Source organism: Arthrobacter sp. SPT-J7, assembly GCF_059089965.1.
This window is the reverse complement of record NZ_JBNHFF010000011.1, coordinates 15,175-30,393: the sequence shown is the minus strand read 5'-3', so window position 1 is coordinate 30,393 and position 15,219 is coordinate 15,175. Positions and strand designations below refer to the sequence as shown.

The following is a 15,219-nucleotide window of genomic DNA, read 5'->3' as shown; positions in this document are numbered from 1 at the left end:
TGTGCGCCTTCCGCAGTGTCGACCGTCACAATGCGGGATGCAAAAGGTCTTGAATCTGCGCTGAACGGCACATGCAAGTGCGTTCGACGGCGATGGTCCGGCTAGTGAAGGGTAGGTTCCTTGACTACGCTGAGACCAGCGCCAGAACGTTGCACAGTGGGCTTAGCCCGCTCTGCAGCCGCAACGACCCGGAGGATCGACGATGTCACAGAGCTCCCAGACCCACGCCACGGCAGGAACAGCGGTGGCCGGCCCATTCACCGTGCGAGACCTGGTGGTGGGCGCCGGCGTCGTTCTGCTGTTTCTCTCCTCGGTGTTGCCTCTTGAGGTCCTCCGGGGCATTGGTGTGAACCTGTGGAATTCGGCCGGACTGTTCCAGCTGGCGCTGGGCATCCTGCTGCCCGCAGTCGTGCTGGTGCTCTTCGTGGTGCGCCGACTGGCCCCGCAGACACCGCTCCGGATCGGTTCTTTGTCCGTTGATCAATTCGCCTCTGTGGTGGCATCGCTGGCCTTGGCCTTCTACTTTTTGACCATCGTCACCGTCTATAGCGTCAGCGGAATCATTGGATTCATCGGTGCCCTGGTGCTCTTCGCCGGGACCGTCTGCGCACGCTGGATCCCGCAGCTGGCCGTGGATTTTGCGGGCCGTCCCGAGACACCCGCCCACCCAGTGGCGCGGGACGCCATCCCGGCAGCCCCCAAGCCGAAGGCACCAAAGCCTGCCGCTCAGGGTGCCGGCGCAGCTGCCGGTGCACCGGCCGGGTACGGGATGGAAAGTGGACTGCCTGCTACCCACGACCAAAGGGTTTCCGCCGGGGCAACCGGTGCCTATCGGGCCACAGCTCCGGCCGCGGCCGGCTGGAACCAGAACAGCGCTGCACAGCCGTCCACCGGCCAGTTCGCCGCGCCCGCCGGCAACGGAGCAGCCGGGGTTGCGGGTGCCGCCGCAGCTGCCCACGCAACGCAAGAGACAGCCACTGGTACCTCGACGCACACCAAGGGAAGGGAAACCGCCGCCAGCCCGGCCGGCGTCCAGCAGGCCACGGAACTCGCAGCCGACGACTCAGTCGCGCCGGGTGCCGCAGACGGGGAGGCTGTGGGGATCCCGGTCACTGACGACTCGAGCGGCACGGCAACAACGCGGGCCGCTGCCCACGCTGCAGGCGGCGTCGCCCGCGACGTGGGGTACTCCGCCAAAACGGTGCTGGGAAGCCCCAACCAGACCGGCGACGGTCAGCAGATCCCGGAGACTTCCGGAGCCGGCACCGCCGAACCGCAGGACCGCGGCAACGGCGCGACACCGGTCCGCAGCGCTGATGCGCAGGCCGGGACAGCTGTCCCTACCGGAGGGGCGGTGGGCGGGGCCGCCGCAGAACCCAGCGCAGCCGGAACCGGCGCGACTGCCGCCACCGAGCCGAGCGCGGCCCGAACCGGCGCTGCTGCCGCCACCGAGCCGGGTGAGGCCCGGACCGGCGCTGCTGCCGCCACCGAGCCGGGTGAGGCCCGAACCGGCGCGACTCGTGCTGACGCCGTCCCGGAAACGGCGACCGCGGCGATGCCGTCCGTCGCAGCGAAGGGCGCTGACCGCCCCGCCGACGCTGCCTCGGCATCGTCTCCGATCAGCGCCACGCGTGAACACTACGAGGAAGCCGAGGAGGAGTACGAAGCCTTCTGGTTCGCCGTCGGACGGACCCGCCCGGTCTTGGACGAGAGCACCGGGCAGGTCATGTTCACCGTCGAGCCGGGATCATGGATCCTGGCGCTGCAGGACCGGGGGGATGAATTCCTGGTACAGCACACGGACGGCCGGGTGGGCGTCTTGAGGGACCTGACTAACATTGAGCGTGCCTGACCGGGCGCCGGCCACCCGCCGGCGCAAGACTGAAGAATCCCTGCTTGCACGCAAACGCCGGGCACGGCGGATTAACAAAGAGCTCGCCGAACACTACCCCTATGCGGTGGCAGAGCTAGATTTCCGCAACCCCTTCGAGCTGCTGGTGGCGACCATCCTGTCTGCGCAGACCACCGATGTCCGGGTCAACATGACCACGCCGGCGCTCTTCGCTCGCTACCCGGATGCCCGCGCGCTCGCCGAGGCAGATGAGACGGAACTGCAGGAGTTGATCAAGCCCACCGGATTCTTCCGTGCCAAGAGCCAGAGCTTGCTCAAGATGGCCGGCCAGATCGTCGATGAATTCGATGGCGAGGTCCCGGGAAAGCTGGATGACCTGGTCAAGCTCGCCGGCGTCGGACGCAAGACCGCCAACGTGGTGTTGGGCAATGCCTTCGGCATCCCGGGGATCACGGTGGACACGCATTTCCTCAGGTTGTCGCGTCGCTTCGGCTGGACGGATTCCACCGACGCCGTCAAGGTGGAATTCGACGTGGCGGAGCTGTTCGAACCCAAGGACTGGACCATGCTCTCGCACCATGTGGTCTTTCACGGCCGCCGGGTGTGCCACGCCCGCAAGCCGGCCTGCGGCGCCTGCCCAGTGGCCCAATGGTGCCCTTCCTATGGCGAAGGGGAAGTTGATCCAGAGAAAGCCCGGAAACTGCTGAAGTATGAACTGGCGCCCGGCCGTGAAGAACTCTTGGCCCGGATGATGGCCGGTGAGACCCGCCAGGAGCTTCGCGCCGCCGGTTTCCCGCTGGGAGCCTGACAGTGAGCGCCAAGAAGGATCTGCAGCGGCTCATGGAGCTGCCGATGGAACAGCGGCTCTCGGTCCGTGAACGCGAGCGGTGGTACAACGCCGCCTTGGACGCGGAAACGGTCCGGCCGGCAGCGGTGCTCCTGCTCTTTGGCGCATTGGACGACGCGCCTGCCCACTTTCACGACTCCGCCGTACCGGACGACCTTGACGTGCTCTTCGTGGAGCGCGCCGCCAACCTCAGCTCGCATCCAGGCCAGGTGGCCTTTCCGGGTGGCGGCATTGATCCCGACGATGACGGCCCTGTTGGCGCCGCAGTGCGCGAAGCGGTGGAGGAGACCGGGCTGGACGCCACCGGAGTTGAGGTTCTGGGGGTCCTGCCGGACATCCCGCTGTCGGTCAGCAACTTCTTAGTCACTCCTGTCGTGGCCTGGTGGGCTTCTCCCTCGCCGGTGGCCGTGGTGGATTTCGCCGAGTCCGCACAGGTTTTCCGGGTTCCGGTTGCGGACCTGCTTGACCCTGCCAACCGGCGCATGTCGGTGCTCCGGCGCGGCGGCCAGGTCTTCCGCAGCCCGGCGTTCCTGGTCCACGGAGTGGTGGTCTGGGGCTTTACAGCGATCCTGCTGAGCCATCTTTTTGACGACCTGGGCTGGACTTTGGAATGGGACACGTCCCGGGAGATCCCTGCCCCGATCGCTCCGCGCCCCGGAGACGACTGACGCTATCCCGCCTGCGTGGCTCAGGCGGGAGCGCGCGCGGCGGGGGATTAGACGCGCCCGGCGGGGACGGCCGGGTTGTACTGCCAACCGACGGCCGGAACGGGGCCGTTGGTTTGGCGGTGGCCTGGTGACCAGACGCCGGACTTGGCTCACGGTCTGTGCGCGGCGCCTGCGATGGCGCGGGTCCCGGGCGAGGCGACGGCAATAGAGCGGGTCCCGGGCGTGGTGCCGGGGACGGTGCGGGTCCCTGGCGTGGCGACGGCGATGGCGCCGGGGATAGATTATCCCGTGCGGGCGGCACGGCGTTACCGCCGCCGGTGCCCAGGACTTGCTTCAACCACGAGTCTTTCGTGGTTAGGGTCCACGCGCTATCGCCCCGTTGGGCCCAGTTGTAGGCCGTGAAGACGGAGAAAACGAACGGCACCATCTTGCCCGGCTTGGCAGTCACAGGATTCGCTATCGGCACCGGCGAGAGAAGCCGCGGCGCCAGCTGCGCGGTCAGCCGGCGTTGGGCGGTCTGGCCGGCAAGCTGCAGGAGCAGACTTTCCGGTCCGGCGGCCAGCACCCCGAGGAGGGAGTCTCCGTGGCGGCGCGACAAGGCCCGGGCCGCCGCCATGTTCTCGGAGGCAAGGACAATTTTTGCCCGGGTGGCGGCCCGTGCCATCCCTTGAACTGCGAAACCCGTGGAGGAAGCTGCGATCCCGCGAACGCGGTGTGACGCCGCGGCGATCCGTGCCATCGCTGCTGAACTCGTGCCGACCGCCCGCGCCGCTGCTGCCCCCAGCGCACCGACCACCGAACGGAAGATGGATGCAGCAGCAGCCAGCCGGGCAGCACCGGCGGCGCCGGAGATCCAGACCGTGAGCCCTGCGCTGACCGGTGCCAGCGCCAGGCTCACACCCAGAGTCAGGGCCACATCGCGGGTAAAGGCGGTGGCCTCTTCAACGAGTTGCTGGTGCGCCAGTTCCACCGCCCCGGCGTACTCGTTGCATTCCTGGGCGAGGGCGTCGCAACCGTCTGCCAGCACGGAAGCGCACGTCATTAGCTCACCGTGCGCGTCGTGCAGCAGCAGCACATCCGCCCCGCGAAGGCCTGACAGCGCACCCGTTGCCGCTCGCTCTGCGGCAGCCGCATGTTCTCTGGTCGCTCTGCCGATGTCCTGCCAGACGCCGGCTACGCCGCGCAGTGCGGAGGCACCGCCGGACGGCCACCGCACGCCGGCGGCGTCGGCGATCAGTTGCCCCAGTTCCGGAAGCAGCGGGAACTTGCCGCCAACGGCCGAAGCAGGCAGGGGGAGGCAGCGCTCGCCGTGCGGGGGCACGGGTTGTTCGAAGGCTGCGGCGGATCCCGCGGCTGCCTGTTCGGCAAACCGGTAGAGGGCCGCGGCGCACTGCGTGGCGCAGCGGAGCCGGCTGTAGGCGGCAGTCAGTCCTTCCAGCCCGCGCAGCAGCGCCGCGGCCTCCAGATCGTAGGCATGTCCCCACAACGAAGCATCGGCCTCCCAGCCAGACATCCCAGCGCCCACGCCCAACCGGCCGTTTGCCGCTGCCCGCACGTCCTCGTAGCCGGTGGCGGCCCTTCCCGCCGCCGCGGCGGCTTGCTCCAGGGCGGCAGTGTCGATGGCCAGCACTACCATCCGCATCCCTCCTCCAGCACCGCCGACCGGCGGCTGCCCACCATGGGAACGACGCTACGGCCGACAGCCGGAGCGGACCATGGCAAAGATGGGAATTGTGGATAACTCCACCCCGGAGGGCTGCGGAGGATCTACTTAGCGTCGGCGTAGGAATTGACGACGGCCACACTGACCGGGAACTCCACGGGGATCCGGCCGAAGACCAGCCGGGTGGCCGCGGCGGCCGACTCTTCGACCAGCCGCCGGGCAAGATCCGTCCGGTCCTCGTGGACATGCAGCATGACCTCGTCGTGCAGGAAGAACACCATGTCCCCTACAGAGGTGCCCTCGGCAGCGCAGGCGCGCAACCGGCGTCGTAATTCCGCCAACCAGCACAGCGCCCACTCCGCAGCGGTGGATTGCACCACGAAGTTGCGCGTGAAGCGGCCGCGGCTGCGAGCCAAGCCATCGGCCCGACGCTGCTCCTCCGCAGTGGTGGTCCGTTGGGCGGCCAGCCACCGGTCGGACGGCGGAGGGCAGCTGCGGCCCAGATAACTGCTCACCACTTGGCCCGCTTCGCCGGCCCGTGCCGCCCGCTCGACCACCGCGATGGCCTGCGGATAAGTGCGCGTGAGCTGAGGCATCAGCCGGCCGGCTTCACCGGTGGTGGCCCCGTACATGGCACCCAGCATGGCAATCTTCGCCTTGGCCCGGTCGCCACCGAAGCCCACGTCGGCAATACCCTGGTAGAGGTCTGTGCCCCGTCCTGCCGCTGCCAGGGCGGAGTCCTGTGCCAGTGCAGCCAGCACACGGGGTTCCAATTGGGCTGCGTCCGCGACGACGAGCTTGTGGCCGGGATCCGGACGGACGGCATCTCTGATCTGGCCGGGTATCTGCAGGGCGCCACCGCCGCGCGACGCCCAGCGCCCGGTGACGACGCCGCCCACAACGTACTCAGGCCTGAAGCGGCCGTCCCGAACCCAGGCATCGAGCCACGCCCAACCGTTGGCCGTGAACAGGCGGGAGAGTTTGCGGTACTGCAGCAGCGGTTCGATCGCAGGATGGGAATGTTCCTTCAACTCCCAGGAACTGGTGGTTTTGACCTCGATGCCGGCCCGGTGCAGGGCGCGAATGAGCTGCTGCTGGGAGTCGGGGTTGAAGCTTGGATTGGCCAGCTCCTTTCCGAGCTTGACGGCGAGCTCCTCCAGTTTCTCCGGCCGCTGGCCTTCCCCCGGCCGCGCACCCAACTGGGACGAGAGAATGTCGAGGTGGATTTCCTCGCTCCACGGCACGCCCAAGTGTTCCATTTCGGTGGCGATCAGGGCGCCGGCCGATTCGGCCGCCAGCAGTAGCTGCAGCCGGCCGCGCTGCGGCGAGGCAGCAACAGCGGCGAGCTGGTTCTGTAATTCGGCCACCAAGTCTTCCAAAGCAGTCCCTGTGGCCTGCGGTTCGTCGAAGAGCGTGTACTGGTCCGGGGACTGCGGCAGCGGCGGCAGGTGGCGGGGCAGTTCGTCGTCCTGATGCGCAACCGGCTCCTCCCGGAGCGCGCGGATGTATTCCGTGTCGGGAGCGTAGACGGACAGCGCCAGGATGCTGCGGACCAACGCCAGATCGTGGCTCCGGTCCACGCCCGCCTCGGCGGTGAGCAGCGGCAGATAAGCCTCGCGGGTGGATTCGAAAACCCAGCGGGGTGCCTCTGCGTCGAGGTTGCGGACCGTCTCAGCCAGTTTCCCGGCGGGCACGACGGCGGGTGGTCCGGCGGGTGCGCCGTGCGCGTCGGTGCGCTGCAGGTACGCTTCCGGTTCCGTCCCTGCGGGCACGGCAATGTTCCGCGCTGCCGACGCCAGGACGATGTACACGCCTCAATTCTCTCCTGACCTGTCCTCCACACCGGCGCGGCAGGCCGCCGCCGTACACATCCGCCGGCACTATGGGCCGGCAGCGGCCGGACCCACGGGACGATCGGATCATGCCAAGACACCAAACGGTCAAGGAACGTGCGCCTTGGAGACCGGCGGAAGCGAGCGACGTTGTGCTCCTCGGCGGCACTGACCGGCTGCGCGATGAAGTCGCCCGGATTGCTGCGGCGGCAGGGCTGGCACTCCGCCCCGACGGCCCGACGGGAGCGCCCGTGGCCTCGGCCGGAGCTGCCCCGGTGCTGTTGGGAACCGGGTACGCCCGGGTGCCGCGGTCCACCGCGGAGATCATCGTGGTCGGCTTTTCCGATGAGGCGCCGGCTCTCTGGGACTTGGCGGCTTCGACGGCTGCCGGCCGGGTGGCCGTGCTGCCCGACGGGGCGGCGTGGCTGGCTGAATACTTGAGCCGGACCTGGCGGCGTGAGACTGCGGGAAAGGTGGTTGCCGTGCACGGCGCCAGTGGCGGAGTGGGGACTTCGGCGCTGGCCGGGTGGCTGGCCGGCGCGGCATCGCGTGCTGGAACAGCCACGGTGCTGGTGGATGGTGACCCGTTGGGCGGAGGGCTTTCGTCGGCCCTAGGCGCCGCCGACGTCCCGGGGCTGGTTTGGCCTGATCTGACCGAAGCGCAGGGAACGGTGAACCCGGTGCAGCTGGCGGCATCGCTGCCGGCCATAGCCGGCTTCTCCCTGCTGTCCTGGCCCGGGGCGGGGGAAGCAATCCTGCCGGAGATGCCGGCGGACGACGCGGCGGCTGCGGTCATGTCAGCTGCCGCCGGCGCTTTTGGTTTGGTGCTGGTCGACGCCGGACGGCTGGGGACCGCTCCCGGCGTCGGGCTGCTGGCGGACGACGTCGTCCTGTTGACCAGGGCAGATGGCCGCTTCCGCCGGGCCGCGGTGGCTGCGGCGGCCGCTGCAGCCGACAGCGGTGCCAACGTAAGCGTGGTGGTTAGAGGGCCGCTGCCTGCCAGCACGGACGAGCAGCTGATCGCCGAGGGGCTGGGCGTGCCGCTGGCCGGGTATCTGCCGCATCTACGGGCGGTTCCGGCCGCCCAGCGCGACGGCAGGCTGCTGGAGCTGGGGTCGAACCGGCGGATCCGCTCGCTATGTGCCGGCGTGCTGGACCGGCTGGATGACGGAGCTCCTCCGGGGAGACTGCCGTGACTGGCGCTGGCCGGGGGCGCCGGGCTGCGCCGGCGGAGGCCCGCGGAATCAGCGTGGCGCCCTTCCGCAGTGCCGTGTTGTCGGACCCGTCGCCGGTGACAGGGGTGCGACTGGCAGCGGCGGTCCAGTCGAGCGGGCGGCTGTTGGGAACAGCCGGTACTCTGCAGGCGGTCGATGCACTGTCCGCGGAGCTGCGCGGGCTGGGGCCACTACAGCAGCTGGCCGACGCCCGGGTGACGGACATTCTGGTGAACGGCCCGCACGACGTCTGGACCGACGGCGAGGGAGGCCTGCGTCGGACCAAGGTCGCCTTTGGCAGCGATGCCGATGTGCGGGCCCTGGCCGCACGTCTGGTTGCGGCCGGCGGACGCAGGCTCGACGACGGGAATCCGTGCGTGGACGTACATCTTGCGGGCTATCGGGTCCATGCCGTGCTGCCGCCGGTTTCCACCGGCGGCACACTGCTGTCGATCCGTCTCCACCGGCCCCGCCGCTTCACACTTTCGGAACTGCTCGTCGCCGCCCCACAGTGGCAGCCTTACCTTGAAGCCATTGTGCTCCGGCGGCTGAATTTCCTGATCTGTGGAGCAACCGGATCCGGCAAGACCACGTTGCTCGCGGCAATGCTGGGGACGGTTTCTCTTCAGGAACGGATGGTTTTGGTCGAGGATGCAGCCGAACTGAATCCGGCCCATCCGCATGTTGTGGGTTTGCAGAGCCGGACCAGCAATGTGGAGGGCACCGGGGCGGTCGGCATGGCGGAGCTGGTCCGGCAGGCCCTGCGGATGCGCCCGGACCGGCTGGTGGTCGGAGAGTGCCGTGGGGCGGAAGTGCGGGAGTTCCTGGCCGCGATGAATACCGGTCACGCCGGCGCCGGGGGCACCATCCACGCGAATGCTGCGGCTGCCGTGCCGGCACGGCTGGCCGCCATGGGCGCGCTCGCAGGCATGAACGCCGACTCGATTGCGCTGCAGGCCGCAAACGCACTGGACCTGGTGATCTCGATGCAGCGGACCGATGCAGGGCGTTGCGTGCAGGAAGTCTGCTTGCTGCAAGCCACCGATGCCGGCCGTTTGCGCACCATCACGGCATTGGCTGCCGACGGCGACAGCGTCCGGCATGGCCCTGGCTGGGACGAACTCCGCGGGCGGTTGTTTCCGTGACTGGGCTCGTTGTCTTCCTGCTGATCGCGACCGCCTGCTTGCTGTTGTTGCCGTGGAGGCAGCCCGGCCCAGCGGACACGGAGGGAGGCTTCCGGTACAGGCAATTCAGCAACCGCAGGAGACGGCAAGCCACCGCGGCTCCATTGGACCAGTTGCCGCTGTTCGTCCGGCAGTTGGCCGCGCTGCTGCGCGCGGGGCGCGCCCCGGCGCAACTATGGCCGGACATGCTCGCCGTCTACGCTGCACCGGGACCGCCTGGCAGCGAGCCACAGGGCAGCCGAAAGCCAGACCGGAGGGGGACAGCACCCGGGGCGCCGACGGGAGAATCCGCGCTCTTGCTGCCCAAACTTCGCGCGGCGGCCCAAGCTGCGGAACTGGGACTGGGCATCGGACCTGTTCTGCGCCGGCAACAGCCGGCCGCCGGCGGCAGGCGGGTGGACGTTGCCGCCGCCGCGGCACAACGCATGTGGCAGGACCTCGCCTCCTGTTGGGAGGTTTCCGAAAAAACCGGGGCGCCCCTGGCGCTGCTGCTGGAAAATTATGCGCGGCACCTGCAGGATCGGCTCGATGGCAGGGCGGCCCGTCATACTGCGCTGGCGGGACCGAAGGCGACGGCCGCCCTGCTCGCCTGGCTGCCGCTGCTGGGACTTGGCCTTGGAACAGCCATGGGAGCCGATCCCATCGGCACGCTGCTGCTGTCGGCATCGGGGTGGCCGGTCCTCGCGATCGGAGCAGCGCTGATGGTCGGCGCACGCCTCTGGTCGCGCGAGCTTGTCCGGCGGGCCGCCGGACCGGATGCCTTGTGATCCCGGTCCTGACGGGCGTCCTGCTCTTCGGCGCCACCTTGCTGCTGTGGCCGGGGCTGTCCGGGGATGGTCCAACCGCTGGCGGGCAGGCCACGGGCAGCGAGCGGGGGAGTGGCGGTGCGGATGAAGCGGATCCGGCCCTGCATTTGGACTTGCTGGGAGCCATGCTGGCCGCCGGCCTGTCCCTGCCGCACGCGGTGGCTGCCCTTGCTGCCAGCGCTCGAGGACCCCAGCAAACGGCTTTGCAACGAGTCGCTTCGGCACTACTGCTGGGCGTGGAGTGGCAGGAGGCCTGGGCGCTCGGCGACCGCGGAAGCGGGCTGGACCTGCTCCGCGACTCGTTACGCTTCGGTGCCGCTACGGGCGCTCCGTCTGCGGTAGTGCTCTTCGCCCAGGCCGACCAGCTGCGCCGGCGCCGGCGACAGGAAGACCAGCAGCGGGCGGCCGCGCTCGGCACCAAGCTTGTCCTCCCGCTGGGCCTGTGCGCGCTTCCCTCCTTCATCGCGCTGGGTGTTGTGCCGGTACTGATCGCCCTCGTCCCCCGGTTGTAAGCATTCCTCCACAGTGCAGCAGGGACCGCAGGTTGTGCACCAGCAGCACACGAGCCCTGCCGGGATGGCGGCGTTCTCCGCGAAGCTCGAATAACCGCAACCCGGCGGTCACACCCAGGAGGAAAACATGTCATTGTCACTGGCACATTGGCGGGACCGGACAGCACCGAACCGGTTGCCGCTGGACCCGGCGCCGGCGGAAGGACCCGAGGCCGAACAGGATGAAACCGGGCGTTTGGCGGAGGTGATTGCATTCCCGGGCGGCAGACGCAACGGGCGGGCCAGGAAGATTTGGCGCCAGCTGGGCGGTTCCGAAGCCGGGATGGCTACCGCCGAGTACGCGATCGCAACACTGGCCGCCGTCGCGTTCGCCGGTCTCTTGGTCCTGATTTTGCGCAGCGGAGAAGTCCGCGGCATGCTCACGGGCCTGGTGGAACTGGCCCTCACGGCGGTCTGACAGATGCGGAGCCGCTGCAGACCCGTCTGTCACCGGTGGTGCGGCCGGACCGCCGGCGGTCGGTGCACCGGTGAACGCGGCAGCGTCACGGCCGAATTCGCCGTCGCCCTGCCGGCAGTTGTCGTCGTGCTGGCGTTCCTGTTGGCGGGGGCGGCGGCCGGGGCTGCCCAGCTGAATCTGGAGAAGGCGGCGCAGGCGGCGGTCCGCCAACTGGGGCGCGGCGAGACGAAGGCGGCAGCCGCATACACCGTTCGGTCAATCGCCGGGGAGGGAGCTGCGGTGGCGGCGGACAGCAGCGGCGGCTGGATTTCCGTCCGGGTGACGGCGTCGGTGCCCGGCCCCTGGCCGGAGTTCGGCGGCTGGACGCTGAGCGCGGAAGCCACCGGCCCGGCCGAGCCTGGCGGCGGGCCGGTGGATCCGGCGGGAGGCAGCGGTGGCAGATAGCCAGCCACCGTCGTCCCGACCAGCATTGCGCCGTCCGGTTGCCACCGCACCCTCGCCGCAGGTCAAGGACAGCGGGGCCGGGACGGTCCTCGCCGTGGGACTCGTGCTGCTGCTGTGCCTGATGCTCGCCGTGGTCACCTCGGTGTTGCAGGCGGGCTTGGCATCGGCGCGGGCCGGCAAAGCAGCCGATCTGGCGGCCCTGGCCGGCGCCGATGCAGCCCGCGGGTTGTTGGCCGGCGACCCCTGCAGCCTTGCCGCGGAAGTAGCGGGCAAGCAGGGCGCCGAGTTGTCTGCATGCAGCCGGTCGGGGCCCGGCGGCGTAGTGGTCGATGTCCGTTCCCGGACTGCGCTGCCCGAGGTCTTTGGATGGCTTAACGGGGAGTGGAGGCATGCCGAAGGCCGGGCACGGGCGGGGCCGCCGCCCGGGAAGTAGACAAGCGGCGGGCGGCGGGCGGCCCGCAGCTGCCGCAGTCCGGCCTGCGGCAGCGCCGCCTGCTACACCGCCGTTGCCTGGTGCCGTTGGGCCGGGGACGGGCCGGCGTGGGAGAGCAGCGCCTCGATCAGCGTGACCGCGCCGGGCTTGTCCAGCGGATTGTTCTTGTTGCCGCATTTCGGCGACTGCACGCACGACGGGCAGCCGGTGTCACATTCGCAGGAACGGATGGCGTCCCGGGTGGCCGCCAGCCACGTCCGCGCCGCCTCGAAGCCGCGTTCGGCGAACCCTGCGCCACCGGGATGACCGTCGTAGACGAAAATAGTCGGCTTGCCGGTGTCGGCATGCAGGGCCGTCGACACTCCGCCGATGTCCCACCGGTCGCTGGAGGCCACCAGCGGCAGCAGTCCGATGCCGGCATGTTCGGCGGCATGCAGGGCGCCGGGAACGCGGGCGGCGACCAAGCCGGCGGAGGCCAACTGCTGCTCGCCGATGGTGAACCACACGGCCTTGGTGAACAGCTCCCGGGCACCCAGATCCAGCGGTTCTTCGCCCAGGATCTCATTGGAAATGAATGCTTTGCGCTGGAAGGAGATGACCTTCGTGGTGACCTTGACGTCGCCGAAGCAGGCCTGGACCTCACCCCAGTCCTCGGTCCGTTCGGCTCCGAGCACTTCAATCTGCGTGATGTCGCGGGCCTGCGTGTAATAGTCCGGATTGGCGCGGCTCACCATCGCACAGTGGTCCTGCTCGTTGAGTTCATCCACCACATAGGTCGTTCCCTGGTGGACATACACGGCACCGTTGTGGGCCTGATAGTGCGACTGGGGCGAGTCCATCGTCCCCAGCAACGTGCCGGATTCCGACTCGACAATGCTGATCGGTCCACCGCCGTCGGCCCGCAAATTGACCATGGCGGCGGCGCTTTCCGGATGGGTCCAGTACCAACCGGCGGGCCGGCGGCGGAGGTAGCCCTCGGTCGTCAGCCGGTCCAGCAGGGCGGGGGCAGCCGCACCGAACAGGCCAATGTCCGCCGGGGTCAACGGAAGCTCCTGGGCAGCCGCGCACAGGTGCGGGCCCAAGACGTAGGGATTCGAGGGGTCGAAGACGGTGGCTTCCACCGAGACGTCGAAGACCGCTTCCGGGTGGTGCACCAGGTACGTGTCCAGCGGATCGTCGCTGGCCACGAACGCCGCGAGCGCGTCCTGGCCGGACCTGCCGGCACGGCCGATCTGCTGGAACAGCGAGGCGCGGGTTCCGGGCCAGCCCGCGACCAATACGGCATCCAGTCCGGAAATGTCGATGCCAAGTTCCAGCGCCGACGTGCTGGATACGCCCAACAATTGCCCGGACCTGAGCTTGGCTTCCAGTTCGCGTCGTTCCTCCGGCAGGTAGCCGGAGCGGTACGCCGCGACCCGGCCGGGCAGCGAGGGATGGACGTCGTCCAGCAGCCGCTTGGTAATCGAAGAAATCGTCTCGGCGCCCCGGCGGGACTTGATGAAAGCGATGGTGCGGACCTGCGCGGAGACCAGATTGGCCATCAAGTCGGACGTCTCGGCAACCACGGTGCGCCGTTCTTTGGCTCCGTTCTCGCCCTTAAGCTCTGTGAGCTGGGGCTCCCAGAAGGCCACCGTTGTGGAGCCGTGCGGCGAGCAGTCTTCGGTGACGGCCTCGGCGTCGACGCCGATCAGCCGTCCAAACGAGGTGCCGGGGTCGGCGGAAGTGGCCGACGCTCCGATGAACACTGGGTCGGCACCATAGCTGGCGCAGATCCGGCGCAGCCGACGCATCAGGTTGGCCACATTCGAGCCGAAGACGCCGCGGTAGCTGTGCGCTTCGTCGATGATCACGTAGCGCAGCCGGCGGAAGAACCGCGCCCACCAGGCATGGTTGGGAAGGATGCCGAAATGCAGCATGTCCGGGTTGGCCAGGACGAAGTTCGCATGGTCCCGGATCCAGCGGCGGGCACCGGGGTCGGTGTCGCCGTCGTAGGTTTCCGCCCTCACGGTGGGCAGCTTCAGCGACTTGATGGCTGCCAACTGGTCGGCGGCCAGTGCCTTGGTGGGGGCCAGATACAGGGCCACGGCGCCGCTGGGTTCCAGGCTCACGGCGTCTGCCAGCGCAGTCCTGTGGATCGCATCCAGCGCCGGCACCTGGTAGGCGAGAGATTTTCCGGAGGCGGTGCCGGTGGCAATGATGGTGTGTCGCCCGTCGTGGGCGCTCTCGGCCGCCTGCACCTGGTGGCGCCACGGCTGGTGCACGCCGAGCATGGCGTAGGCGGCGCGCACATCGTCGTGGACCCACTCCGGCCAAGGCTCGACCACGGCTTCCCTAGCCGGCAGTTCGCGGACGTGCACCAGTTGCTCGGGCTCCGGACCGGAACCGAGCAGCGGGATCAAGGAGTCGTGCAGGGCCACCCGAATATTGTGTCATCACCCCGGGGCAACGTCGCACACGCGACGGCAGCCCCGGGACGGCCCGGGACGGCAGCAGCGGTGCGTCAGGTCGGACGCCCGCAGCAGCCGGAAGGAGTCAGCTCTTCGTGGCGGGCTTGAGGATCATCACGTCGCAGACGGTGTCCCAGCCCAAGTGGTTGTAGAGCATCTGGCCGTCGTGCGAGGCGATCAGCAGGCCGGTATCCACCATATGTTCGAAGGTGGAGGCGATCAGTGCGCGCATCACGTGCGTGGCCAATCCGCGGCGGCGGTAATTGATGTCGGTTTCAATGTGATCGAAGACCGCGAAATTGTCGACGACGGCGACCACGCCGTGTGCCGCCTCGTTGCCTTCATGCACCACGCGGACGCGGTGGACGTTGCCCGTTTTTTCCAGCTCGGTTTTGAAATCGGCGTCGCGGTACCACGGATCCTCGGCGTCCTGTCCGGACATGTCCGTGACCATCAGCGACTGGGCATTGTGGTGCACGCGCAGGCCGTGCTGCGGCGCCAGTTGGTGGATCCGCTGTGCGTCGCGGGTCAGGACCGTGAAAATCCGTCCCGGGGATGCGGTGGTGTCGCGGGCCACCGCGGCGAATTCTTCATCGCCGGGCTCAAACGCAAAGTATTCCCAGTCTCCGGTCTTGTCGGCCAGCAGCACGGCAGGGTGGCCGGCAGCCTCTTCGGAGGAGTAACCCCGGCAGGCTGACCAGCCGGCAACCCAGACGGAAAGGACATCGTCCGGAACGTCAGTCGTGTAATCGTTGCCCATAGCAGGACTGTACCCAACAGCGGCCGCGGGCGGCACCTGTTGGTGATGACAACACTGTCACAATCTCCAATTACCTGCCGGCGCGCAAATTTGGGTCCCT

14 protein-coding genes are annotated in these 15,219 nt (G+C 68.8%); 10 read left to right on the top strand and 4 right to left on the bottom strand.

Going from position 1 to position 15,219, the window contains the following annotated elements:
* Positions 1-202: 202 nt before the first annotated feature.
* The 3 genes from AC5RWX_RS15940 to AC5RWX_RS15930 are packed head-to-tail and all read left to right on the top strand — an operon-like array spanning position 203 to position 3,367.
* Positions 203-1,852: a hypothetical protein gene (locus AC5RWX_RS15940; RefSeq protein WP_494097608.1), complete on the top strand. Its 1,650-nt coding sequence runs from the start codon at positions 203-205 to the stop codon at positions 1,850-1,852.
* A complete protein-coding gene (gene nth / locus AC5RWX_RS15935; RefSeq protein ID WP_493956599.1) occupies positions 1,845-2,660 on the top strand; it encodes an endonuclease III in 816 nt (271 codons plus the stop codon). Before AC5RWX_RS15940 ends, nth begins: the two co-directional genes overlap by 8 nt.
* A gap of 2 nt (positions 2,661-2,662) precedes the next feature.
* Positions 2,663-3,367, top strand: coding sequence for an NUDIX hydrolase (locus tag AC5RWX_RS15930; protein ID WP_494097607.1), 705 nt, complete (start codon positions 2,663-2,665; stop codon positions 3,365-3,367).
* Here AC5RWX_RS15930 and AC5RWX_RS15925 read toward each other — a convergent pair.
* Together AC5RWX_RS15925 and AC5RWX_RS15920 are read right to left on the bottom strand one after the other, a co-directional pair.
* On the bottom strand, positions 3,258-5,009 hold the full coding sequence (locus AC5RWX_RS15925; protein WP_493939139.1) for a hypothetical protein: 1,752 nt from the start codon (positions 5,007-5,009) through the stop codon (positions 3,258-3,260). The two genes, AC5RWX_RS15930 and AC5RWX_RS15925, sit on opposite strands and share 110 nt — an antisense overlap.
* 125 nt (positions 5,010-5,134) lie before the next feature.
* Positions 5,135-6,841, bottom strand: a complete 1,707-nt coding sequence (locus AC5RWX_RS15920) for a bifunctional 3'-5' exonuclease/DNA polymerase (RefSeq protein ID WP_493939138.1) — start codon at positions 6,839-6,841, stop codon at positions 5,135-5,137.
* A 110-nt stretch (positions 6,842-6,951) separates the two neighbouring features.
* Here AC5RWX_RS15920 and ssd point away from each other — a divergent pair, with 110 nt between their 5' ends.
* The 7 genes from ssd (at position 6,952) to AC5RWX_RS15885 (ending at position 11,912) form a co-directional block, all read left to right on the top strand.
* Positions 6,952-8,058 (top strand): septum site-determining protein Ssd, encoded by a 1,107-nt coding sequence (gene ssd, locus AC5RWX_RS15915; protein ID WP_493939137.1) that lies wholly within the window; start codon positions 6,952-6,954, stop codon positions 8,056-8,058.
* On the top strand, positions 8,055-9,221 hold the full coding sequence (locus AC5RWX_RS15910) for a TadA family conjugal transfer-associated ATPase (protein ID WP_493939136.1): 1,167 nt from the start codon (positions 8,055-8,057) through the stop codon (positions 9,219-9,221). Before ssd ends, AC5RWX_RS15910 begins: the two co-directional genes overlap by 4 nt.
* Before the next feature lie 335 nt (positions 9,222-9,556).
* On the top strand, positions 9,557-10,027 hold the full coding sequence (locus tag AC5RWX_RS15905; protein WP_493956598.1) for a hypothetical protein: 471 nt from the start codon (positions 9,557-9,559) through the stop codon (positions 10,025-10,027).
* Positions 10,024-10,578 carry a type II secretion system F family protein gene (locus tag AC5RWX_RS15900; RefSeq protein ID WP_493939134.1) on the top strand — a complete coding sequence of 185 codons (555 nt, stop codon included), beginning with the start codon at positions 10,024-10,026 and terminating at the stop codon, positions 10,576-10,578. Before AC5RWX_RS15905 ends, AC5RWX_RS15900 begins: the two co-directional genes overlap by 4 nt.
* A gap of 127 nt (positions 10,579-10,705) precedes the next feature.
* Positions 10,706-11,035, top strand: coding sequence for a DUF4244 domain-containing protein (locus AC5RWX_RS15895; protein ID WP_493956597.1), 330 nt, complete (start codon positions 10,706-10,708; stop codon positions 11,033-11,035).
* 3 nt (positions 11,036-11,038) lie between these two features.
* Positions 11,039-11,479 (top strand): TadE family type IV pilus minor pilin, encoded by a 441-nt coding sequence (locus AC5RWX_RS15890; protein ID WP_493939132.1) that lies wholly within the window; start codon positions 11,039-11,041, stop codon positions 11,477-11,479.
* A complete protein-coding gene (locus AC5RWX_RS15885; RefSeq protein WP_493939131.1) occupies positions 11,469-11,912 on the top strand; it encodes an Rv3654c family TadE-like protein in 444 nt (147 codons plus the stop codon). The genes AC5RWX_RS15890 and AC5RWX_RS15885 overlap by 11 nt, the downstream gene beginning before the upstream one ends.
* A 62-nt stretch (positions 11,913-11,974) precedes the next feature.
* Here AC5RWX_RS15885 and AC5RWX_RS15880 read toward each other — a convergent pair whose 3' ends face one another.
* Positions 11,975-14,329, bottom strand: a complete 2,355-nt coding sequence (locus AC5RWX_RS15880) for a DEAD/DEAH box helicase (protein WP_493939130.1) — start codon at positions 14,327-14,329, stop codon at positions 11,975-11,977.
* Between the two features lie 115 nt (positions 14,330-14,444).
* The gene (locus tag AC5RWX_RS15875) at positions 14,445-15,119 is read right to left on the bottom strand and encodes a GNAT family N-acetyltransferase (protein ID WP_493939129.1); all 675 of its coding nucleotides are present in this window, start codon (positions 15,117-15,119) and stop codon (positions 14,445-14,447) included.
* Positions 15,120-15,219 lie beyond the last annotated feature (100 nt).